Consider the following 21242-nt stretch of genomic DNA (forward strand, 5'->3'; position numbering starts at 1 on the left):
CCAGAATCTCGCAGGGACAACAATGGACTCGATCAATCACCCTCACGAAAAGTGGGCCAAAATCGTGAGGTTATTTTTTCTTCGTCCAACGCGCTGCTTTCGGCAGATTCTCCAGCCCTGCTTGCTTCCACAACTTCGCCCACTTCGCGCTGCTGAGTTCGCCTGTTTTGGGATACTTCTTTATCAGTAGTTCTTGAACGGCTTGTTTGGTGGGCAGCTTTTGACGTCGCTCGACATATTGCCGTACTACTTCAATGGCGAGCACTTCGATGAGAAGCCGTGATTGCTCCCCATGAGACCCACCCACATTTACGCTCGACGCATTTTGCCGTGGCTCAGTGCCATCGGGAGATGCGTAACTATCAATCGCGTCCGCTAGATCCTTCTTTAGTTTTTTTGCGAGAGACTTTTTGGACTTCGGGTCTGCCAACATGATTGCGCGGAGGCGCGGCATCAAATGCTCATGCAGCGTTTCGTAGACGACTTTTGCGCTAACTGTCTGGAGGCGGTTCTGAGTAGCACCGGGCGGGAAATTGGCGCACGCACCCAAGGTATAAATGGCCTCTGTGACCGCCTTAGCCTCTGTGTCTGTGTGAGTATTGGCTTTGATTGAATTGACCCTCGCTTGCAGCTCAAGAGACAATTGTGCTGACCATCGCCCATCTTTGTGCCTGTAAAGGTTGAAGAGGCCTTGGAGGCAGTCGACAAAGTGCCATCCAGTTTGTTCGCGAAGTGTGTCGAACAACTGCTTGGCTTCTGCCTTTGTCTGAGGCGTGTTGGCGTCCCAAACATTCAATGCTTGCGTGTAAATGGCTGATGCAAGACCTTCCTTGGAAAGGTTGAATGGTAAGGGGGGTTCGTGCTGGCCACCACTCATGCTGCGGCTCCTTGTTTGCTCCAAAGACGTGGCGCTTTCGCCACCACCTTTTCCTGGGCCTCGGTGTCGAGGTGGACATAACGGCGGTGGGCTTCGTCGGTTGAGTGGCCCGACATTGCTTTGGCGACGGACTCGGGGACATCGGAGTTGGCGAGGCGTGAGATCATGGTGTGCCGGAGAGAGTGGAATGACAGCGCGGAGAAGCGGCGGCCTTTGCCTTCTCGTGCTTTGCCTTGGCCTCGATCAATTTCAGCTGTGTCCATGAGGCGAGCGAAGGTGTTGGAGAGCCCGCCTGCACTGCCTGGCTTCTTTCCGTGAAGTGATGGGAACAATGGGGCGTCTTTCTTCATCGGGACTGGCTGGCTTTTGAAGTAGGCCACGAGATCTGCGGCCAGGACGACGACGGTTTCGCGTTCGCTGGCTCGCTGCTTGCGGTGGGCGGTCTTGGCCTCGCGGAAGCGGAGGAATTTGCCGTCGAGGTTGGTGCGGGTCAAGTTGGCGGCATCGGTTAGGCGGATCCCGGTGTGGTAGGCGAGGAGGATCATTCCCTGCCATTCTGTGTCGGCGGCAGTTAGAAGTGCAGTCACCTGATCATTCGTGAAGGGGTGGCGTTCCTCGCTGGTGGCTTTGGCGGTGTGCGCCATGCGCTTGAGCACATCGGGCACGGGGTTGTGGAGGATGGCAGCTTTGCGCCGGGCGTCCTCAAAGACGCCATTGAGTACCTTGAGAGCAAAGCCTGCGGTGGCTGCGGTTTTGCCAGCCTGCATCTCGTGATCCCTGAATGCTTCGATTTCCTGGCCGGAAACGCTCGCCAGACGAGCGTTGGCCCTGGCATCGCCGAGATGGGCTAGAAAGCCGTCGAAAATGGGTTTGTAGCGTTTGAGACTGGCTTCCTTGGTGCCGCGAGCTTTCAGGCCGGTAAGGTAGTCCGTGAAGTGCTGCCGGGTGGAACGGGTATCGAGTCCTTCGCCGTGGGTTCGCTCCATCAGCTCGTTGAGGACCTTCACAGCGGCGGCGCCGGTAAGCTCAACGGCGCGGGCCTTTTTGGCTGACTCCTCAAACGCATCAGCGGCCTTCATCGCCAGACGTCGGTCGGTCTGCTTGGTGGTCTTCTTGACCTGCTTGCCGGTCTCATCGGTGTAGCAAGCCGTCCAGAAGGGCGAGTTCGGATGTTTCCAAAGTGAGGCCATGCGAAGTGGCCAAAAAAGTAAGAATAAAAGTAAGAATGTCCACCCTTGTTTTTGGGTGTCTGAGCTTGTCTTCCCTCGATAGAATCGGCCGTTTTGGCCGGGGGAGGATAGAAACCCTCGTTCTATCCATTGAACTACGGGGACGGCTGATAACCAATGAGTTGGAGCGTAAGTGGCGCATGACCCCCCGTTTTGAGAATCAAAGCAAGAACACGCCCACCCGGGTCCATGAGTATCCTGCGATGTTTCATTGTCCACTAGAACGCAATGCTCGACGGAAAAGGGTATGTAAACCGGTGAGGAGCACCCCCCAATCGCCACGCTGGCATAGAGACTGGCATCACTCATCTGGCCCTCAAGCATATCACCCATGATCTGCATGCTCCTCGCTTGATACTGCCGAACGGGTCTAAAATCACGCCCTGAGGCTCCGCTCAGACAATCACCCACCCTCCGCTGAGCCGATAGATGGGTAAACACCATGGACTCCATCAATCGCCAGCAGCCTGAAGATACTCATGCGGACCTCAGTGGAAAGGCCGCGATCGACGAGATCAAAACGATCGTCAAAAAAGCGCAGACCTGCTTCTTTTGCACCGCCGTCACCACCAGTGGATCAAGCGGTGCCCGGCCGATGAGTGTGCAGCAAGTGGACGATGAAGGGAACCTCTGGTTTCTCAGTGCAGACGACAGTCACAAGAACCTCGAGATCGCGGCGGATCCTTCGGTGAGGCTTTTCTTCCAAGGGTCGGCGCATTCTGACTTCCTCATGCTGAATGGCCACGCGACTGTTTCGCGTGACAAAGCCAAGATCAAAGAGCTGTGGGAGTTCGTGGTGAAGACCTGGTTCACCGAAGGTGTGGATGATCCACGCATCACCGTGATCAAAGTCACGCCCACGGATGGCTACTACTGGGACACCAAGCACGGGAACATGGTCGCCGGTATCAAGATGATGGTGGGTGCGGCTCTCGGGAAGACCTTGGATGACTCCATCGAAGGCAAGCTGAAGCTGTGAGGTTCGCTCCTCACGCCTGATCTATATCCAGCACCCCAGTGCTAAAGCCGAACTTGTCTGTCTCCACGCCCATGCGTTGGGCCACGGATACAAAGAGATTTGAAAACACATGCTTCTCCTTGTCCACAGCGATGTGGCGACCGTGATTGTAGCCACCACCGGCGAAGAGCATGGGGATGTTCGCGGTGCTGTGCGCACTCGCATTACCGAGGTTCGAACCGAAGAGGACGGACGTCGTATCAAGTAGTGGACGGCCATTGTCTTGCGTGGCTTTGAGCTTGCGCAGGAAATCGCCGAGCGCGGCGAACTCAGCGGTCTCGATGACTTTCAGCTCATCGATCTTCGCCTGGTCCTGGCCGTGATGAGAAAGGTTGTGCCAGTCGTTCTTCACGCCTTCGATCTCAGGCACGGCATTCATGCCACTGAGACGTAGGGTGACGGTGCGCGTGCTGTCTGTCTGCAAGGCGAGCAGCACGAGATCCTGCAGAAGCTTCATCTTCCCGATCGCATCGGTACGGCTCTGGATGTCCGTCGGTGGCTTGGCGTCCACCCTGGGCTTCGGTTTCTGAGCCCACTCTTCGTTCTGCACCAGGCGGCCTTCGAGATCACGCACGGCGCTGAAGTACTCGTCCAGCTTTTCCTGGTCGCGCTTGCCGAGCTCGCCATGCAGTTTCTTCGCCTGGCCCATGACGGTGTCCAGGATGCTACGTCCGCGTTTCAAGCCGCGCACCTGTGCCTCGATCTCCTTCGGCGTGCCATCGACAAAGAGCTGCTGGAAGGCCTTCGAAGGGGAGCTCTCTGCCGGCAACGGCACGCCACTGGCCGACCACGACAGCGACTCATTGCCAGTGCCTAACACCAAGCTTGGAAAGCGTGTTTGCGTGCCCACGGTTTCGGCGATGAGCTGATCGATGGAAATCGTGTTCTTGAATCCAGCGAGCCCCGGATGCTTGGCCGAGGTCAGCCATGTCATCTCCGAGGTATGACCATTCGCGCCATTTTGCTCCATATGCTGGAGGCCTGAGATCACGGAGAAATCACCGCGCAGATCCTTCAGCGGCTCCAGATAAGGTGTGGGCGTGTAGTCCATACCCGTCTCCTGCGGAAACAAAAACGGCGTGTGAAAGCCGAGCGTGGCGCACATGGCCAGAAAGCGCGGTGGAGGCTGTCCCACAGCGGCCTGGGCACGTGTGGCAAAGGCTGGCACCATGGCCTCCAGGAACGGCAGTGAAAGCACAGCTCCAGTGCCGCGCAGAAAGGCGCGGCGGTCGAGATGACGTTTGGTGGCGATGTTCATGGCGGTGCGAGGCGGAGCACTGGCTGAAACGGGCCAGAAGCCGTGACTTTGGCAGAAAAGGCGTGGAAAGACGCCCCCCTACGCCCGTCGGCGTCTCATCATGGCCATCAGTCCCAGCATCAGCAGAGCCACACGTCCGGGCTCAGGGATGGCTCCGGTTGTGATGCTGACCGTGCCAGTGCTGTACAGGTTTGTCGTATCCACACTCAGCCCAGGCGAGAGATTCAGCGCGCTATGATCCAGCGTGAAGGTTCCCGTGCGCGTGGCGCCGGTCCAGTCGAACAAGCGGAACACATCTCCAGACTGGAAGGCGACGGCGTTGGGGTTGTCCAGTTTCAACGTGGCGCCTGCGGTGATGTCCACCGTGCCGAACAAGCGCAGCATGTCCGCCGCCGCGAGCAATGCGGTTTGATCCGTGCCCGTGGTGGACCAAAGATCCATCAAGAGGACACTGGTAGCCTCAAAATCCGCGCTGCCGGCACCGCTTGTCGTCAGGCTGAAATCCGAACCCTGCGAGGCTCCGAAAGCCCCCACCTGCAGCGTGCCATTGATGAAGACAAAATTACCGCTGTTCGCGGTAATGCCGCCGTCACCGGCCAGCGTGGCTCCACTGGCCACGGTGACGGTTCCGGTGCCCGTGCCACTGCCGCTGGCGTTGTTCACCTCCAGCGTGCCTGCATTGACGTTTGTGCCACCGGTGTAGGTGTTGATGTTGGTGACGACCACGGTGCCCGCACCTTCTTTCGAGAGCCCTGCCGCACCGGTCCCGCCGATGACTCCGCTGAGCATGAAGCGGCCACCTGTTCCGGCCGACACATCAAAATTGCCCGCCGTGGTCTCGGAGATGCCGATGCTGGCGCTGTACTCCGCGCTGGCAGCGCCGGCCTGCAAACGCAATTCTTTGTTATTCCCGGTGTCAGAAACGGTGAGCCCTCGGGAGATGTTGATGCCGTTCGCCAGCTCCAGCACCGCGTCCGTGTTGGCCAGTGAGACCGTGCCGATGGTGCCCATAGCCTGGTTGTTTGCGACACGCAGCACGCCCGCATTCACGGCCGTGTTGCCATTGTAGGTATTGGCTCCGGAGAGCACCAGGGTGCCGGCATTGTTCTTGTTGATGCCAGCCGCGCTGGCGCCGCTGTTGCTGATGACGCCGGAGATGTGCATCTCCTCGCTCAGCGTGGCATTGTCATTCACCACCAGGGAGCGCGTGGCATTGTTCAGGTCCAGGCCGGCAGAGATCAGTGCCTGCCCGTTTTCAAATCCGGCGCTGCCCGGATTGTAGGTCACCAGGTTCGTGAGCCTCAGGATGCCGCCGCCGGCATTGTCCACAATGCTCGCGGTGTTGCCGGCCACGGTCGTCGTGGCATTGCCGAGAGTCAGCGCGGTGATGGTTTCCGTGAAGCCGTTCAGATCCACCACGCCCTTGTTGATCACCAGGTTCTCCGCGTCAGGAATGACCTGTGAAGCGCCGAGTTTCAGCGTGCCGTTGTTCACGGTGAAGGTGCTGGTGAAGTCGTTGCTAGCGTTGCTCACCGTCAGCGTGCCTGCGCCATCTTTGATGACTTGATCGACTGGCGTGGTGCCGCCGGAGCCGATCCTGCCGCTCGCGATGATATCGCCGCTGCCGCCGAAAGTGACGTCCCGGCTGGTGCCGCCTGCGGTGATGGCGGAGACGGTGAGCTGCGTGCCTGCATCTGCATTGATGCGCGCATCACCGGCGAGGTCGATGGTGCCCGTCCACACATTCGTGCCACTGACGTTGCGCAGCGCGCCCCCAGAGTTCACACCCGTGCCTGTGAGAGACAGGTTCTCTGCCGCAAAGCTGATGCCGCCAGAGAGCTCCAGCGCGCGTCCGCTAGTGAGCGTGGTTCCGCCGGTTGTGGAGCCCAGGGCATTCGCGTGCTCGACTCGCACCACGCCATCTGCCATGGCGAAGGTGTCCGTAAAGGTGCTGTTGCCGCTGAGCACAAGACGACCTGGTCCGTTCTTGGTGAAGGTGCCGGCCGTTCCTGTATTCTTGATCGCAGAGGAGACCGTCAGATCCGCATCGACACCGGCGCTGTCATCCACCGTCCATGTGCGTGTGCCATTGATGTCGATGCTGCCGCCATTGATGAAGGAAGCCTGCCCGTTGACATTGTCGTTGGCCAGCAGCGTGCCTGTTTGGGTCAGCGTGGTGCCCGCGCTGAGATTGATCGTCGCTGCCACGGTCTGGGTCGTGGTGGTGGTCGAACCAAAAGTGATGGCGCCCACGGTTTGCGCGGCGTTGTTCAGCTCCACGGTTCCCTGCGTTAAAACCAGGGCGGCGCTGCCGATGCTGCCAGTGGCCGTGGTGCGCAGCGTGCCAGTCGCGGTGTTCACGGTGGTCGTGCCGGTGTAGTTTCCGGCACCCATGAGGCGCATCACGTTGCTGCCAGTGTAGCTCAATCCATCCGCGCCGGTGCCCGTGCCATCCGTGACCGCGCCGGTGATGTCAATCGCAGCGCTGCCGGTGAAGGTCTGCGTACGGGCCTGGTTGTTCTCCGCCAGCACGAGCCCGCCGAAGGACAGTTTGTTACCCGTGCCCGTGTCATTCACCGTGGTGGTGAGCGTGTTGGTCATGCTCAGGGGGCCAAAGGCCAGGGTCTTGTTTGTGCCATTGAGCGTGATGGTGCGGCCACCTGAGGTGGAGGCAGTCCCATTGGCCAGGCTCAGGTCATTGCTGCCACCAAAGGCAAAGTTGCCATCCAGCGTTACCAAATTGCCGGTGGCCACCGTGATGGCGGAGCCGCTGGTGTTGTCGATCGTGCCGGCATTGATGTCCAGCGTGCCGGAGCCAATGGCATTCGTGTGATTGATGTTCAGCGTGCCCGCTGTCAAGGTCACCAGACTTGTGGCGCTCGAGCCGGCGAGCGTCAGCATGCCACCAGTGCCGTTCAGCGTGGTCGTGCCGGTGTAGGTGTTGTTGCTGCTGAGCCTGAGATGGGCGCTGCCCGTGTAGCTGAGGTTATCCGCGCCAGTGCCTGGACCATCGGTCACCCCAGCCATCACCTCCACATTGGCGCTGCCGGCGATGGTCAACGAGCGTGACTGGTTACTCTCCGAAAGCACGATGCCATTGATCTTGAGCTGGCTGCCGTCCGTCTGGTTTGCCGTCAGTGTGCTGGTCGCGGTGGTCAGCGTCAGCGTGCCGAGTGTGAGCGTGCGGCCCGTGCCATTCAGCGTCAAGACACGGCTGGCGGACATCAAGGAAGTACCGTTGATGAAGCTCAGATCCTGGGTGCCTGAAAAGGTGAAGCTGCCATTGATGGTCATGGCGTTCGCCGTGGTCAGTGTGATGGCGCCGCCGCTGCTGTTGTCAATCGTGGTGCCGTTGGCACTGAACGTGAACGGTCCCGGACCAATGGCGGAGGCGGAATTGATATGCAGCGCCCCTGCCGAGAGGGTGGTGGTGCCGCTGTAGGTGTTCGCACCAGAGAGCACCCAGGTGCCTGCATCCACTTTCGTCACGTTTAACAGGCCGCCTGTGCCGGTGCTGGAGTTTTGAATAACACCCGAGATCGTGTTCGCGGCAGTGTTGGCGCCGCCCAGAGTCAGCGTGCGTGCCACCGTGACGCCGGGAATCGCATCGTTGAAGGTCGTTGCTGTGAAGGTCAGCGCGCCCGTGCCATTGTTCTGGATGATGCCGCCATTCGTATAGGTGGTGTTGCTCGGGCCAAACATGAAGGTGCGGTCGCTGCTGTCACCGGTGCCCACATAGTTCAGCGTGCCGGTGCGGAACTGTGAGCTCATCATGATCGGTGTTCCCGCGGTGCCGGCGCCGAGCGAGCTTGCCTGGCCGAAGTTCGAAAGTTTGTTCACCCGCGTGGTGTTGATCGCCAGGTAGGTCTGGCCCGTGTAGTTGCTGGCTGCAGAGGTCAGCGCCAGTGTCCCATCACCGTTTTTGGTTAGGCCACCCGTGCCACTGATCGCTCCGCTGATGATCGCATCCAGCGACACAGCCACCGCCTCGCCGATGTCCACGGAGCGCGTGGTGCTGCCGAGATCAATCGGGTTTTGAAAATCCACCGTGTGAGTTGCCGAGGTGGTGCCGAGATTGAGGGCACTCGCATTCGGCACGAAGCCGCCCACGCCCCAGGTCATCGTGGCACCCGCGCCGCCGATATTCACCACACGGTCCGCGCCATTCGCCGAGAAGCCGCCGCCGCCGGTCCACTGCACCTGGGTGACACCAGTGCCGAGGTCGCGGGTGAAATCTCCCACGCCAAGACCGATCACACCGCTGCCACCGATGCGCAGATTGCTCGTGCCGCCGGTGGTGCCGATGCCTCCCGGCACCGCATTCGCATGGTTCAGCAGCAGCACACCGCCATTCGCATAGGTCTGGCCTGTGTAGGTGCTCGCCGCCGAGAGCCTCAACGTGCCGGGGCCATTCTTCGTCAGGCCTCCCGTGCCCGTGCCATTGATCACACCACCGGTTAGGTCGACATCAATCAATGCTGTCGTCCCATTGTTACCGTCATTCACCGTGATCGTGCGCACGGCGCCATTCAGATCGATCGGATTTTGGAAGCTCACCATGTGCGACGAGTCCTGCGAGTCCGTGCCATTGCTATACCCGAAGAGCAGCGCTTGTCCCGTCGGCACAAAGCCTCCGCTGTTCCACACCATCGTGGCACCAGCTCCGCCGATGTTCACCGCCCGGTCCGCACCAAAAGCCGCAAAGCCGCCTGCCGTAGTCCACCTGACCTGATCCGCGCCGGTACCCAGTCCACGTGTGAAGTCACCGGCACCCAGACCCACGATGCCACCGGAAATGGTCAGCGCGCTAGTGCCGCCGGTGGCACCCATGCCACCGGGCAGAGCATTTGCATGAGAGAATACCACCACCGCAGTGCCGCCGAGTGTTGTCGGCCCTGAATAGGAGTTCGAGCCAGCCAGCGTCAGTCGCGAACCTCCCAGCACATCCAGCCCAAAGCTGCCGCCAGTCTCGCTGATGGCGCCATTGATCGTCAGGTTGTGAGTCTTGTCCGCATTGTTGTTCACGGTGATGCTCCGCGTGGCATTCAGCACCATGTCCAGATTGATCTGGTCCGTGATCGAGGCGTTGAACGTGCCACCCGTCACCGCTGTGGTGGTGATATTGCCGCCCAGCGTGATGCGATTCCCACTCAGCGAGAAGGCTGCGGTGCTGGCGAGGGTATTGTTCAGGAAATCAATGCTGCCCACCACCGTGTCCGCCGCCAGGTCATTCACCGGAGTGAGCCGCGTGCTGCCGCTGAATTGCAAGGTGTCCCCTGCCGTAAAAGCCGTTCCAGACCAGTTCAGCGCACTGGACCAGTTGTCATTCGCACCCCCGCCATTCCAGGTGAGATTCGCGCCCTGCGTGGTCGCCACCACGGTCAAAAAGGACAGCGCGCTGATCAGAGAGCGTTTGAGCATGAAGGCAGAGAAAACGGGTTGGTTGGCCTAGATGCACCAAAAATGGACTAGGGCCTGCGACGAAGGCAAGTCTAGACGTTAGGCCGACCTAACTTTTAACAGTTTTCTCCATGTATTTTGGTGCCTTTCTCCGTCCGCTGACTCACGCCTTTACCTCGTCGCCGGAGGACTGAGCGTGATGGTCTTGTCCTCGGCTGCCAGAGTGAGGTTTCCCAGTTCAGAAACATAGCGCAGGGCCTCCCAAAGCGGAATGTCATGCAGGTCGATGCTGATCAGCGCCTTGGGGCCTCCAGGTTTGAGGAGCAGGTTGATCCCTGCCATGCCGGCATCACCCCGCATTTTGACTTGGAAGAACTCCACAGCTTCTTCCATCGAGGCCTGTCTGAACTGCACCTTGGGTAGAATCATTTGTTTGGCCTTGTCCACGGCCTCGCCTTTGGGGGCGCTGGATTGATCCGGCCTTTCACCTCCTGAGACCTTGGCCTTGGCCGTGATGGCGACCGCGCTGCCTTCGATCCAGTAGTCCAGACCAGCGAGCTCGGTGGTGTACTTCAGGGCCTGATCCAGAGGCACGCTGATGAGGTCCAGGGTGATCCTGGCGTCTGGTGCTTTGGCTTTGAGCACAATGTTCACACCGCGCTTGTCGGAGTCAGATTCGCTGGTGTCCAGCTCCCGGGCTTTGATTCGAAGGAACTCCAGCGCCTCGTCCAAAGTCGCGTCACGGAACTGCACCTTGGGAATGATGATGCTCTGCATCTTCTTCGTCATCGGTGCCTCCTTAGCATTCCAGGCGAGAGTGATGAGAAACAGCGGGAAGGTGGGCTTGCCTGCCACGTCGTGCAGATTGCCCATCAAGATGCTGGCACCATTCTCCAAAGTCTCTGTGGTCTGAATGACCATGCCCTGTCCCGAAGCCGTGGCGTGCTCGATCTTCACGTCGAGGTTCACGGAGTTGCCTTGAATCGTTGGCAGCAGGGAGCAGCGGGTGCCCACAAAGGAGGCCGCATCGACAGGTGGCTTGCCGCCTGTGTTGACCTCGATGCGCCCCTCGTTCCCGCTGACAGTGTAGACGCGTGACCGGGACAGACTGGTGCCGCCGGCTTCGTCGATCAATTGATCCCGCTGACGATTCGCGGTGCCCACGGGGAGATTCATGACCGTGATGCCCTTCCTCTGAGTCACCCGGTCAGAAAGCAGTTTGAGCTTGGCATTCGAGGGCATGTCGATGACCTGGACGTCCATCACCACTGCCGGACCATTGAGATCTGCCCTGCTTTTCACACTGGCAGAGCCTTTGCTGAGATCCGGGCCTAACGTGGTATCGATCAAGGGACCGGACCCGTTCTTCTCTGCGCTGCCTGACTGAGCCTGGGTGGAACCCAGGTAGGTCATGAGAGCCATCAGAATGCACGCGAGAAGCTTCATTTGAGGATGTCGGCTGCCCGGGCTGGCGATGGCGCGGATGCGTGTGCGCAGACCCGCACCGCGATCAAAGATGCCGACGAAACCCAGGCTCCATCCACGCGGGCAGAAGGCGGACTCGGCCTTGAGCAGCGCATGACCATAGGCACAGCGCTCATCAGGTGAGCCGTGGCGCAGCACATCCTCATCACAAGCGGCCTCGCGGTCGATGCGTGCTTTATGAAAGGCCAGCCAGAGCAGTGGATTGAACCAATGCAGCGCCATCAGCACGCACAGCAGCGCATTCATGATCAGATCTCCGCGTTTGAGATGCATGAGCTCATGCTTGAGCACGAGCTCCGCTTCGTGAGCGGTGAAGGTTTGCGCGAAGTTCGCCGGCAGCAGAAGCACAGGACGGAACAAACCAGCCACTGCAGGGCTTGAGATGGCCTCTGACTGGCAGATCAAGGGTGTCTTCTTGAGTCCGATCTGCCTAGCTAATGATGCTACCACATCAATGACCTCGGCATCTGGCGTGCATGCAGTTTTTCGAAATCTCCGCAGTGTGGAGCTGAGAGAGATCAGGCCCGTGGTAGTGAAACCCACACTGCCAGCAGCCCAGATGAAGGCTCCTATCTGAGCCCAGGGCAGGCTTCGCTCGGCTCGAACGACAGTTGGTGCCTGATTTGCCATAGGTGTCGGTTTGGCTGGTGCTGCCGGAGCGCTGATGATCACGGGACGTGCCTCCATGATCATGCTCTCAGCACTCCAGCGGCTCTGCGGCCAGACGGGCATCAGCGTGACAATGAGCACCGGCAGCCACAGCGCATGTAGAAGACGTGCGCTGAGATGTCTGCGCAGCAGATGTTGAGTCACAAGCACGACCACGGTGAGGATGGACGCGCGAAGGCTGGCCTGAAGCAGCCAGTCAAAAATCAGATCAAGCGAGTTCATGGCAGATGGTTGGTTGGGTGTGACCTATTTGTTCAGCGACTGGTCGAGCAGCTTCTTCAGCTCTTTCACCTCCTCGGCGGTGAGCTTGCTGTTCTGGGCGAAGTGGACGAGCAGCGGCTTTGCGGCTCCGCCAAAGATGCGCTGCATGAAGGACTCGCCCTCCGCGCGCACACAGGCCTCACGCTTCACGGCCGGAGCATAAGTGCGCGTGCCGCTGTCGTTCTCAGCCGTTTTGAGCGCGCCTTTTTCAACCAGTCGTGTCAGCAGGGTGCGGACGGTGTTCTCCGCCCACTTTGTGACCGGACGCAGGGTCTTGGTGATTTCAGAAGCCGTCTGCGGAGCACGCTCCCAGAGCGCCTCCATGACGGACCATTCGGAATCAGAGATGTCAGGTGGGGTGGGCATGACGGTGTGATTTTTTGGATTAAACTCATTCCACTACATTTGTCGTGAAATGACAACTACAAATGTAGTGACCATCGCCTTGGATGGTATCGGAAGCCGGAAATACAACCACGAATGTCCCAAACTTGATGTAGAGGAAGACGTGAGTCTTCCTTCATGCGTCTCGCGCTCTCCACGCCTGTCATCCTCCCAGAAGGCATGCTGACGCCTGCCTCTACAATGGATGCGAGTGTCGCCTCGATGGCTTGGTCATTCGTGTTTCTTCGTGTCCATTCGTGGTTAGAAAGACTTTCCCGGGAATGACACGAGCGCGCGCAGTCACTTCTCAAAAGCCTCTTCCACAGGCTCGCCGTCGAACTCGGGAGGCAATGGCACATCCAGCAGCCAGAGGGCAGTGGCGGCGGTGTCGTAGGTCATGATGGTCTTTTTCTCGATGGCGTGGCCTTTCTTCACGCCTTTGCCCCAGGTCACCCAGGGGATGTGAATGTCTTCCGACACAGGCCAGAAATGATTCTTTTCACGACCGCCATGATCAGCGGTGAGGATGAGGGTGCTGCTGTCCTTCAAGCCTGCCTTGTCGATGGCTTCCAGCACCTTGCCGAGGGCTGCATCGCAGTCCTGGAATGCCTTGAGCTGCTCCGGGCTGCCCCAACCAATTTTATGTCCAAAGGTGTCGCCGTCCGGAAGATGGATGAAGCAGAGCACGGGCTTTTTTTCCAGGATGTAGGCAGCGGCGCGCTCGGCCACCGTGCCGGCGGGCACCAGCTTGGCTTCCTCAGTCGCTGGCACGGGGGTGTCATCATAGGGGCCATCGCAGTCCAGGATGTCCAGCGTGCCGGGCTTCCAGAGATGGCGGAACTTGATCTTGCCGCAGAAGATGGCGGTGGAGGTGGCCGGGTTCGCCTTTTTGGCCAGTTCAAAAATGGTCGGCACCTTCACGGGACCCTTCAGCGGCATGAGCACATTCCAGTCGATGCCGTGCTTGGAGATGTCCACGCCCGTGAGCATGGAGGTGTGGGATGGCAGGGTCTTCGAAGGGATGATCGTGTTCGCCACAAAGGTGTGCGCACCCTCGGCGGCCAGCCTTTGGAAATTCGGCATGCCGGCCTTCTGCATGTAAGTCGGGTTGCCACCGTCAAAGCTGAAGATGAAGACATGCTCCGTGCGCGGAGCAGCAGCGGCCAGCAGGGGAAGAAGGAAGAGGCAGACGAGCGGACGGATCATGGGGGTAGAGCAAAACGAGGTTCCGGGCAGCTTCATCCAAGGTTTTTCAGACATCCAGGAGAATGACGCGGCAGCCACCGGCACCGGTGGATTCTGGCATTTGAGAATGCGCGGGAGATCCTCAACTCTTCCCGGCTTGCATGCCTCCCCTGCCCCGCCTAAAGCGCGCCGGTGCAAAAAGCCTTCGTCCTCGGCGCTGGGCTCGGAGAGCGGCTGCGTCCGCTGACCGACCAGCTCCCCAAGCCCCTCATCCCCGTCTTTCACAAGCCGCTCATCACCTATGCCTTCGACCACCTCCTGGCCGAAGGCGTGCGGTCCTTTGTGGTGAACACGCATCACCTGCCCGAGGCCTACGCGCGCACTTTTCCAGAGGGCAAATATGGCGAGTCTCCGGTGGCTTTCCGGCACGAGGCACCGGTGCGTCTGGAAACCGCCGGCGGCATCGCCAATGTGCGTGACCTGCTGGGTGAGGAGCCCTTCATCGTCTACAATGGGGACATCCTCACCACGCTGCCGCTGGAGCCGCTGATCCGTGAACACAGAGAGCGTGGCAATCTGGTAACCCTGGCTCTGCGCAGCAGCGGCCCGGCGCTGCACATCGGTTATGATGCGGAGACGCACCGCGTCATCGACATCCGCAACAAGCTCGGCACGGGCAATGACGGCACGCATCTTTTCACGGGCATCTACATCTGTGAGCCGGAGTTTCATGAGTGGCTCACGCCAGGAAAGGTGGAGTCCGTCATCCCCATCTTCCTGACGCTGATCCAGCAGGGGAAACTCGGCGCCATCGTGCTCGACGAAGGTGACTGGTGGGATCTCGGCAGCCGCGCGGCTTACCTGGAAGCACATCAAGCTCTCGCGCAAAGCGGTCGCAATCCCGCGCCTGCCATCCACCCGACGGCGCAGGTTTCTTCCGAAGCGCAACTCAGCGGCCTGAACATCATCGGCCCCGATGCGGTGGTCGAGGCGGGCGCTTTACTGGAGGACTGCGTGCTCTGGCCTGGCGCCCGCGTCACGGGCAGCTCCCGGTTGAAGCGCTGCATCGTCCGCAGTGGCATCACCGCCACTGAGATTCGTGAAGGTGCCGACCTGTAGCTTCGTTCCCTGGTCCTCCCTCTCTCATGTCCCACTCCCGTCGTGACTGGCTTCGCGCCATGCTCGCCTCGGCGCCTGCAGCGCTGACGGGATGCGTGACCACCGGTGGTGGAGCCACGCGGCGCAATACGGCGCAGTGGGAGTTTCATGAGCGCTTCCTGGCCTCAGGCGCGCGCTTTCACTACCGGCCCTATGGGGGTCTTGGCAGAGCCTGGACCACGCAGCTGGATCGCTTCTATCGAGCTCATCGCACGGATTCCAGAATTGGTTATGCCGTGAAGAACCTGCACACCGGCCAGTATCTGGTGGAGCATCAGTCAGATCGTCTTTTCTTTGGCGGCTCGATGCCGAAGCCACCCATCGCGGCCATGCTGCTGGAAAAGCGCCAGGGTGCGTGCTCCTATAACGAGTTCATGCACATCGTCTATGTGTGCGAGAAGAGTGTGAACGCTTCCTGGGTGGCCTTGCAGTCGCGGCTCACGCCTTCAGATGAGGCGATGTTCAAGTGGCGCTACCACCTGCCGCAGGCGGATGTGCTCGGCAATCAGCTCTCGCCGCGATTCTACGCGGAGTTCCTCGAGCGATGTGTGAACTATCGCCTCGAGCATGGCTGCGAGCTGCTGCTGGAAGGCATGAGGCGTGACCAGTACAGCTTTGGCAGGCTCTACCTGCCACGCCATATCACCTACGCGGGCAGCAAGACCGGCAACTATGGTGAGTGGGACCATGAGGCCGTCTTCTTCTACAACGGCTCCACGCCGTATGCGATCACGCTCTTCTCGCGTGGAAACTTCGCCCCTGGCAAATCCAACATTCCGTTAGGCGCCATGATTGGCGGACTCTATCGTGAGTATGTGGGGTGAGTCATCACCTTGGGTCAAAGCAAAAATTGTTAAACACTAATGGACACTAATGACCAAGCCGCAGAGGGATTGGACCATTAGTGTAAATTAGTGTCCATTGGTGGTTAAAGAAGCTGGCCATCCATTCGGCGGTTCGCACCTCTAGCTGCTGCTTTTCAGGCGCTTCTTGAGTTTTTTGAGCAGCTCGGGATTGCCCTCGAGCTCTTCCATCAGGAGGGTCAGCACGTCCAGGGTCTGGCGGCTGATGTGGTGCTCCATGCCTTCCACGTCTTCATGCACCGTCTTGGGGTCCAGGCCGAAGCCGGAAAGCAGGCGCGTGAGCACCTCATGACGGCGGGCGATTTCCTGGCCGATTTTCTTGCCGGACTCGGTCATGATCACGCCGCGGTAGCGCTCATAGACCACGTAACCTTCGGCATCCAGGCGCTGGATCATGTTCGTCACGCTGGCCTGGGAGATGCCCAGGTTCTTCGCGATGTCCACCACGCGGGCATAGCCCTTCCCTTCGATCAGATTGTGAATCTGCTCGAGGTAGTCCTCGATGGCGGGGGAATGGACGTGAGCGGTGGTTTCCTTTCGCTTGGCGGCTGGCATGTGAGGGTGAAGAAGCATCTGGAACGCGCTTCTGGCAAAGGGGAACTTTGGAGGCCGAGCTAGCAAAGTTAGCCCAGCCTAAAATGTACTTGCGCTGACTGTGAAGGCACACGATTTAGGCCAACCTAAGTTTTCCATGTCAGCCAAGCTTTCCTTTCTCAGCCTGATCGCCGCTTTCTCACCTCTCTCCGCCTTGGAGCCGACGGTGCGTGAAATGAGCACGGACCGCCCAGATACCACGGAGTCCCCCTATTCCGTGCCTGCAGGCCTGTATCAGATCGAGGCGAGCTTCTTTGACTACAGCCGTGACGCCAACCGCGGTGAAGGCTCGGCCGATCAGTGGATTTTTGGACAGATCAATTTCAAGATCGGCGTCACCCATGACTCGGATCTGCAGATCATCGTGGACAGCTACACGCAGGCCCGTGAGACCGGCAGCCCGCGTGCCAGTGGCTTTGGAGACGTGACCGTGCGCTACAAGCAGAACCTCTGGGGCAATGACAGCGGCACCACGGCCTTTGCGCTGATGCCTTATGTGAGCATTCCCACCTACACCCAGGTGAGTGAGGAGGCGTGGTCAGGAGGTTTGATCATGCCGCTCGGCGTTTCGGTCTCGGACCGCATCTCGCTCGGCTTCATGGGGGAGATGGACATGGTGCACGATGCGGAGACCCAGGGTTACGATCTCGAGTGGCTGCACTCCGCCACTATGGGCATCACTCTCACGGAGAAGCTCGGCATGTATCTGGAACTGGTCGGCATCGCCGGTGAGGATACGGATTACCAGGCGCTGTTTGATACCGGCCTGACTTTTGCTGTGACGGACAGCCTCATCCTCGACACCGGCGTGCGCATCGGCCTGAACCGGGCCGCACCAGACTTCGGCGTCTTCACCGGTGTCAGCGTTCGTTTCTAAATCATCCCCGCCTCCTTTTTCCTTCCATGCTCGCCCGCCTGCTTCTAATCCTCGGTGTCTTCGCCCTCCTGCCTGCCTGCGGCGAAAAGACCGCGACCAACAACTCTGGCAAGAAGCGCGTCCTCACCACCTTCACCATCATCCAGGACATGGCGCAGAATGTGGCCGGAGACGCAGCCATCGTGGAGTCCATCACCAAGCCCGGTGCGGAGATCCATGACTACGAGCCCACGCCGATGGATTTGGTGAAGGCTCAGGGGGCGGATCTGGTGCTTTGGAACGGCCTGGGCCTGGAGCGCTGGTTTGAAAAGTTCCTCCAGCAGGTGCGCAAGGTGCCTGCGGCCGTCATCAGCGAGGGCGTGGCCCCGATGAGCATTAGTGAAGGTCCCTACAACGGCAAACCCAACCCGCATGCGTGGATGTCTCCTGCGAATGCCATCAAGTACGTGGAGAACATCCGCCTCGCGCTGGTGAAGCTGGACCCCGCAAATGAAGCCACCTATACGGCCAATGCGGCTGCCTACACGGAGAAGCTGAAGGCGGTGGATGAACCGGTGCGCCGCAAGCTGGAGACCATTCCCGCAGCGCAGCGCTGGCTGGTGAGCTGCGAGGGCGCCTTCTCCTATCTGGCCCGCGACTATGGCATGAAGGAGCTTTATCTCTGGCCCGTGAATGCGGATTCCGAAGGCACTCCGCAGCAGGTGCGCAAGGTGGTGGATGGCATCCGCGCGAACCAGATCCCGGTCGTCTTCTCCGAAAGCACCATCAGTGACAAGGCCATGCAGCAGGTGGCCAAGGAAACGGGCTCCAAATTTGGCGGCGTGCTCTATGTCGATTCGCTGACAGAGGCGAATGGTGTGGCCCCGACCTACCTCAAGCTGCTCGAGTACAATGCTGACATCCTGGTGAAGGCCTTCCTGGGCCACGTGGCAGGCACGCCGTGATTTTCGCAGGCGCGTCTCAGGGAGGTGTTCCCAGCCGGACGCGTGCGGACTGAACAGGCGCGGTGCTGGAGGTGGAGGCGGGCACAAGGTAGTGGCCGCGACCTTCACGGAGGTTCTCGCCGGCGGCGTAGCGAATAAGGACTCCGGAGAAAGGCACGGTGGCGGCAGGACTGCCTTCCTTGAAGCTGCCAGTGAAGACGCCGGTCTTGGGATCCATCTTCAGGTCAAAGCTCCGGGTGTTTGCAGACACAGCCACAGCATTCGGCGATGTGAGTGTGAAGTTCTGCGTGAAGCCGCTGATGAGGGACGCGGTGAAGCCGAGGCCGAGCGTGGCCGGACTGTTCGTTAGGCCAAGGCAGGTGTGAAGATGGTTGGGCACATGCTTGCCGCCGTAGAGCTCCAAGGCGTGCAGCGGGAAGCCGCTCTTGTAACTCCGGTCCTTGCTGATCAACGACTGGGGGATTTTGTACCAATCAAGCGCCGGTGTGCTGTGCCGGATGAGGTCGAGGTCAGGCGTGGTGATGAAGGTTTCCCCCTGAAGGCTGCCGGTGTTCTGGTAGAGGGAGACGTGCAGCGGGATCTTGCGGTCAGAGGACATGAAGGTGCCGAAGGTCAGGGTGGAGCCGTCAGCGGCCTTGCCTGCCCAGGTGGCCACGCCGTTTTTGCTGATGCTGGCCTGTACATAGCCGTCACCCGACGGGAAGGTGGTGTCGTCAGACGGTGCGGTGGTTTCGAGCACAGCGTTGAAGAGGCCCTGCTGAGCCGGAAGGACGAGGTTCGTCGTGGTCCAGGTGCTGCGCCGCGCATCAATCCGGGCGTTCTGCAGCGGTTCATCACTCTCATGGCGGGTCAGCACATGCAGACGGTCATGCACGGCCATGAGGGTGCCTCTGCTGGCATCGAAGCCGAGGGCCACCGGGTGATCGAGCGAGCTCTCCGTGTCCAAGAGTTCGGAGATGGCGGCAGCGACGCCGCTGACATGGATCTGGACCAGCCGGGAATCTCCGACGACGAGCGTGCCGTTCCCGAGTGAGAGAATGCCCAGCGGCTTCACAAAGCGTGCATTGGCCAGAAGCCCGTCCGCATACGCCTCCACCCCGGGTGATCCGGCATACGTCGTGACAGCACCGGTCAGAGTGACCTTCCGGATCACACGGTTCTGAGTGTCAGTGACGAAGAGGGCTTTGAGCACCGGATCATAGGTGATGCCACGCGGGCTTTTGAAGAGGGCGGAGACGCCCGAACCATCTTTGTGTCCAAATACGCCAGCCTTGCCGGCCAGGGTGCTCACCACGCCAGCAGGGGTCATTTTGCGGATGAGGTGACTGCCGCGGTCCACGATGTACAAGTTGCCAGCCGGATCAAAGCAAAGGGCGCAAGGCGCGACGAACCGGACCTCGCTGCCGATGCCATTGGTGCTGCCGGTCTGACCGGCGAAGCCAGCCATGGTGACCACCGCACCGCCGGGTGTGATCCTGCGGATGGTGGCATTCCCAGTGTCCGCCACGAAGAGATTCCCCGCACCATCCAGCGCGAGACCCTCTGGGTTTTTGAAGCGCGCCGCCGTGCCGTTGCCGTCAATGAAACCAGGCGATGACGAGCCAGCAAAGCTGGCGACAGAGTCTGCGGGGGAACTGATGAAGCGGATGACGTGATTGCCCGTGTCAGAGACGTAGGCCGAGCCTCCGGGCAGGATGGCGATGCCACCCGGGGTGTTAAAGCGCGCCTCTTCCGCAGAACCATTGACCAGGCCTGGCGCAGATGAATCACCGAGGGCGATCTCACTCGTGGTCTGTTCAAAGCCTGGGTCGATGATCCGGCCCTGGAGCAGGTTCTCACCCGTGACGATGCTCATCACAAACTGCAAGTCACCCAGTGTGGCGGGGGTCCGTTTGATGGTGAGATTCGCCGTCGGGCCATCGCCTAACGAACTATCAAGCGCACCGGCCAGCGTGTGCTTCTGGCCCGCGAGCGTGGCGGAGCCCGACACTGCTCCCGTGGAGCTGACGGTGATCTGCGCATGTCCGCCGAGACCGAAGTTCGAGTGAGCAGAGCGCGCCACGATGCCGTGGAAGGTGCCGACGACCGAGGGGTCAAGCGCCTCGATGGTCATGTAGAAATCCACGCCCGGACCGGTCCCCCAGACATTGGTGGCCTTGAAGGTGATTTTGTTCGGGATGTAGACACCCAGTTTGTCCTTCTTGCTCGGCTCCGTGGGCTTGCCGGTGATCTGGCCGGTTTTGGAATCCATCTTCAATCCCTTGGGCAGTCCGGTGACGGTGAAGCTTGTGGGGAAATGGGTGGCCGTGATGGTTTTATCCAGGCTCTCGCTAACGGAAACCGAGGCGGGCAGAGGGATGGAACTGATCACCGACGCGGCATCCACCACCACCAACTGCACCTGGCCGTTCGTGAGCTCTGGATCATTGCCGGGTGTGTCGAGCGTGACCAGACAGGTGTAGGCTCCTGCGTCTGCCGCGCGGATCTTGGAGATGCTCAGCGTGGCCTTGTCAGCCCCGGAGACCACCGGGCCATTGTCCGCCAGCGGACCATTTTCCAGCGGCAACAAATCACCGACCCGGCGCCAGGAATATTTGACCTTCACACCAGGCGCTGCGGGCGCTGTCACGGTACATTTCACGGTCAGGGTTGTGCCCGCCTTGAGGATCTGCGTGCCTTGGTTGGGCGTGATGAGGCCGAGGTAGACGGGATCGGACGATACCGGGGGCCCGACGGGGTTGTCAGCCAGCACGGTGTAGGCGGCTACATCCGCAAGCTTGGTGAGGGCGATGCTGAACCCGGGCTGGATGCCCTGCTTGAGTGTGGCGGTGCCTTTCTTCCACTCATAGCTGATCACTGGATCTCCCGTGACGACCGGAGCAAAGTCTGCTGGCGAACCCAGGAGCACAAGCTGGCTCTGGGGCTGCGTGGTGAACTTGGGCGGCGCAGGCGGGACACCCGTGGCCTCGAGCACCAGGTCAAAAGGGTTTTCATTCGCGTCATTGCTCGTCAGGCGAAGGGTGGCGGAGCGCAGGCCAGC

At 60.1% G+C, this 21242-nt stretch carries 14 protein-coding genes; 5 read left to right on the forward strand and 9 right to left on the reverse strand.

Annotated elements, in window-relative coordinates; all coding sequences use genetic code 11:
• Positions 1-70 precede the first annotated feature (70 nt).
• Together BGE01nite_RS27105 and BGE01nite_RS27110 are read right to left on the reverse strand one after the other, a co-directional pair.
• Positions 71-877: a hypothetical protein gene (locus BGE01nite_RS27105; protein ID WP_146855769.1), complete on the reverse strand. Its 807-nt coding sequence runs from the start codon at positions 875-877 to the stop codon at positions 71-73.
• Positions 874-2067 (reverse strand): tyrosine-type recombinase/integrase, encoded by a 1194-nt coding sequence (locus BGE01nite_RS27110; RefSeq protein WP_170267099.1) that lies wholly within the window; start codon positions 2065-2067, stop codon positions 874-876. Before BGE01nite_RS27110 ends, BGE01nite_RS27105 begins: the two co-directional genes overlap by 4 nt.
• A gap of 481 nt (positions 2068-2548) precedes the next feature.
• Here BGE01nite_RS27110 and BGE01nite_RS27115 point away from each other — a divergent pair, with 481 nt between their 5' ends.
• The gene (locus BGE01nite_RS27115; RefSeq protein ID WP_146855773.1) at positions 2549-3085 is read left to right on the forward strand and encodes a pyridoxamine 5'-phosphate oxidase family protein; all 537 of its coding nucleotides are present in this window, start codon (positions 2549-2551) and stop codon (positions 3083-3085) included.
• A 10-nt stretch (positions 3086-3095) separates the two neighbouring features.
• On the opposite strand, the gene BGE01nite_RS27120 is transcribed toward BGE01nite_RS27115, so the two are convergent.
• From BGE01nite_RS27120 to BGE01nite_RS27140, 5 genes are all read right to left on the reverse strand, one after another.
• Positions 3096-4382 (reverse strand): DUF1552 domain-containing protein, encoded by a 1287-nt coding sequence (locus tag BGE01nite_RS27120; protein WP_146855775.1) that lies wholly within the window; start codon positions 4380-4382, stop codon positions 3096-3098.
• 78 nt (positions 4383-4460) lie between these two features.
• A complete protein-coding gene (locus BGE01nite_RS27125) occupies positions 4461-9803 on the reverse strand; it encodes a beta strand repeat-containing protein (RefSeq protein ID WP_146855777.1) in 5343 nt (1780 codons plus the stop codon).
• A gap of 150 nt (positions 9804-9953) precedes the next feature.
• The gene (locus BGE01nite_RS27130; RefSeq protein WP_146855779.1) at positions 9954-12158 is read right to left on the reverse strand and encodes a M56 family metallopeptidase; all 2205 of its coding nucleotides are present in this window, start codon (positions 12156-12158) and stop codon (positions 9954-9956) included.
• 24 nt (positions 12159-12182) lie between these two features.
• A complete protein-coding gene (locus BGE01nite_RS27135; RefSeq protein ID WP_146855781.1) occupies positions 12183-12563 on the reverse strand; it encodes a BlaI/MecI/CopY family transcriptional regulator in 381 nt (126 codons plus the stop codon).
• A 318-nt stretch (positions 12564-12881) separates the two neighbouring features.
• Entirely contained in the window at positions 12882-13787 is a 906-nt protein-coding gene (locus BGE01nite_RS27140) for an alkaline phosphatase family protein (RefSeq protein WP_170267100.1), read from the reverse strand.
• Between the two features lie 171 nt (positions 13788-13958).
• Here BGE01nite_RS27140 and BGE01nite_RS27145 point away from each other — a divergent pair, with 171 nt between their 5' ends.
• Positions 13959-14885 (forward strand): nucleotidyltransferase family protein, encoded by a 927-nt coding sequence (locus BGE01nite_RS27145; protein ID WP_146855785.1) that lies wholly within the window; start codon positions 13959-13961, stop codon positions 14883-14885.
• 26 nt (positions 14886-14911) lie between these two features.
• Positions 14912-15748, forward strand: coding sequence for a serine hydrolase (locus BGE01nite_RS27150; RefSeq protein WP_146855787.1), 837 nt, complete (start codon positions 14912-14914; stop codon positions 15746-15748).
• A 141-nt stretch (positions 15749-15889) separates the two neighbouring features.
• On the opposite strand, the gene mntR is transcribed toward BGE01nite_RS27150, so the two are convergent.
• Positions 15890-16342 carry a transcriptional regulator MntR gene (mntR, locus tag BGE01nite_RS27155; protein ID WP_146855789.1) on the reverse strand — a complete coding sequence of 151 codons (453 nt, stop codon included), beginning with the start codon at positions 16340-16342 and terminating at the stop codon, positions 15890-15892.
• Positions 16343-16478: 136 nt separating this feature from the next.
• Here mntR and BGE01nite_RS27160 point away from each other — a divergent pair, with 136 nt between their 5' ends.
• Complete coding sequence (locus BGE01nite_RS27160) at positions 16479-17258, forward strand: transporter (protein WP_146855791.1); 780 nt, start codon at positions 16479-16481, stop codon at positions 17256-17258.
• Positions 17259-17284: 26 nt separating this feature from the next.
• Positions 17285-18202: a metal ABC transporter substrate-binding protein gene (locus BGE01nite_RS27165; protein WP_146855793.1), complete on the forward strand. Its 918-nt coding sequence runs from the start codon at positions 17285-17287 to the stop codon at positions 18200-18202.
• A 16-nt stretch (positions 18203-18218) separates the two neighbouring features.
• On the opposite strand, the gene BGE01nite_RS27170 is transcribed toward BGE01nite_RS27165, so the two are convergent.
• Positions 18219-21242: immunoglobulin domain-containing protein (locus tag BGE01nite_RS27170; protein WP_174770065.1), on the reverse strand; the 3024-nt coding region annotated here is incomplete at its 5' end.

It is taken from the genome of Prosthecobacter gellanilyticus (assembly GCF_007992435.1).
Classification (GTDB): Bacteria; Verrucomicrobiota; Verrucomicrobiia; order Verrucomicrobiales; family Verrucomicrobiaceae; genus Prosthecobacter; species Prosthecobacter gellanilyticus.

Excerpts from the sequence above, each read along its gene's own strand:
- BGE01nite_RS27105 (WP_146855769.1), bottom strand. The coding sequence starts at position 877 with ATGAGTGGTGGCCAGCACGAACCCCCCTTACCATTCAACCTTTCCAAG.
- BGE01nite_RS27110 (WP_170267099.1), bottom strand. The coding sequence starts at position 2,067 with ATGGCCTCACTTTGGAAACATCCGAACTCGCCCTTCTGGACGGCTTGC.
- BGE01nite_RS27115 (WP_146855773.1), top strand. The coding sequence starts at position 2,549 with ATGGACTCCATCAATCGCCAGCAGCCTGAAGATACTCATGCGGACCTC.
- BGE01nite_RS27120 (WP_146855775.1), bottom strand. The coding sequence starts at position 4,382 with ATGAACATCGCCACCAAACGTCATCTCGACCGCCGCGCCTTTCTGCGC.
- BGE01nite_RS27125 (WP_146855777.1), bottom strand. The coding sequence starts at position 9,803 with ATGCTCAAACGCTCTCTGATCAGCGCGCTGTCCTTTTTGACCGTGGTG.
- BGE01nite_RS27130 (WP_146855779.1), bottom strand. The coding sequence starts at position 12,158 with ATGAACTCGCTTGATCTGATTTTTGACTGGCTGCTTCAGGCCAGCCTT.
- BGE01nite_RS27135 (WP_146855781.1), bottom strand. The coding sequence starts at position 12,563 with ATGCCCACCCCACCTGACATCTCTGATTCCGAATGGTCCGTCATGGAG.
- BGE01nite_RS27140 (WP_170267100.1), bottom strand. The coding sequence starts at position 13,787 with ATGATCCGTCCGCTCGTCTGCCTCTTCCTTCTTCCCCTGCTGGCCGCT.
- BGE01nite_RS27150 (WP_146855787.1), top strand. The coding sequence starts at position 14,912 with ATGTCCCACTCCCGTCGTGACTGGCTTCGCGCCATGCTCGCCTCGGCG.
- mntR (WP_146855789.1), bottom strand. The coding sequence starts at position 16,342 with ATGCCAGCCGCCAAGCGAAAGGAAACCACCGCTCACGTCCATTCCCCC.
- BGE01nite_RS27160 (WP_146855791.1), top strand. The coding sequence starts at position 16,479 with ATGTCAGCCAAGCTTTCCTTTCTCAGCCTGATCGCCGCTTTCTCACCT.
- BGE01nite_RS27165 (WP_146855793.1), top strand. The coding sequence starts at position 17,285 with ATGCTCGCCCGCCTGCTTCTAATCCTCGGTGTCTTCGCCCTCCTGCCT.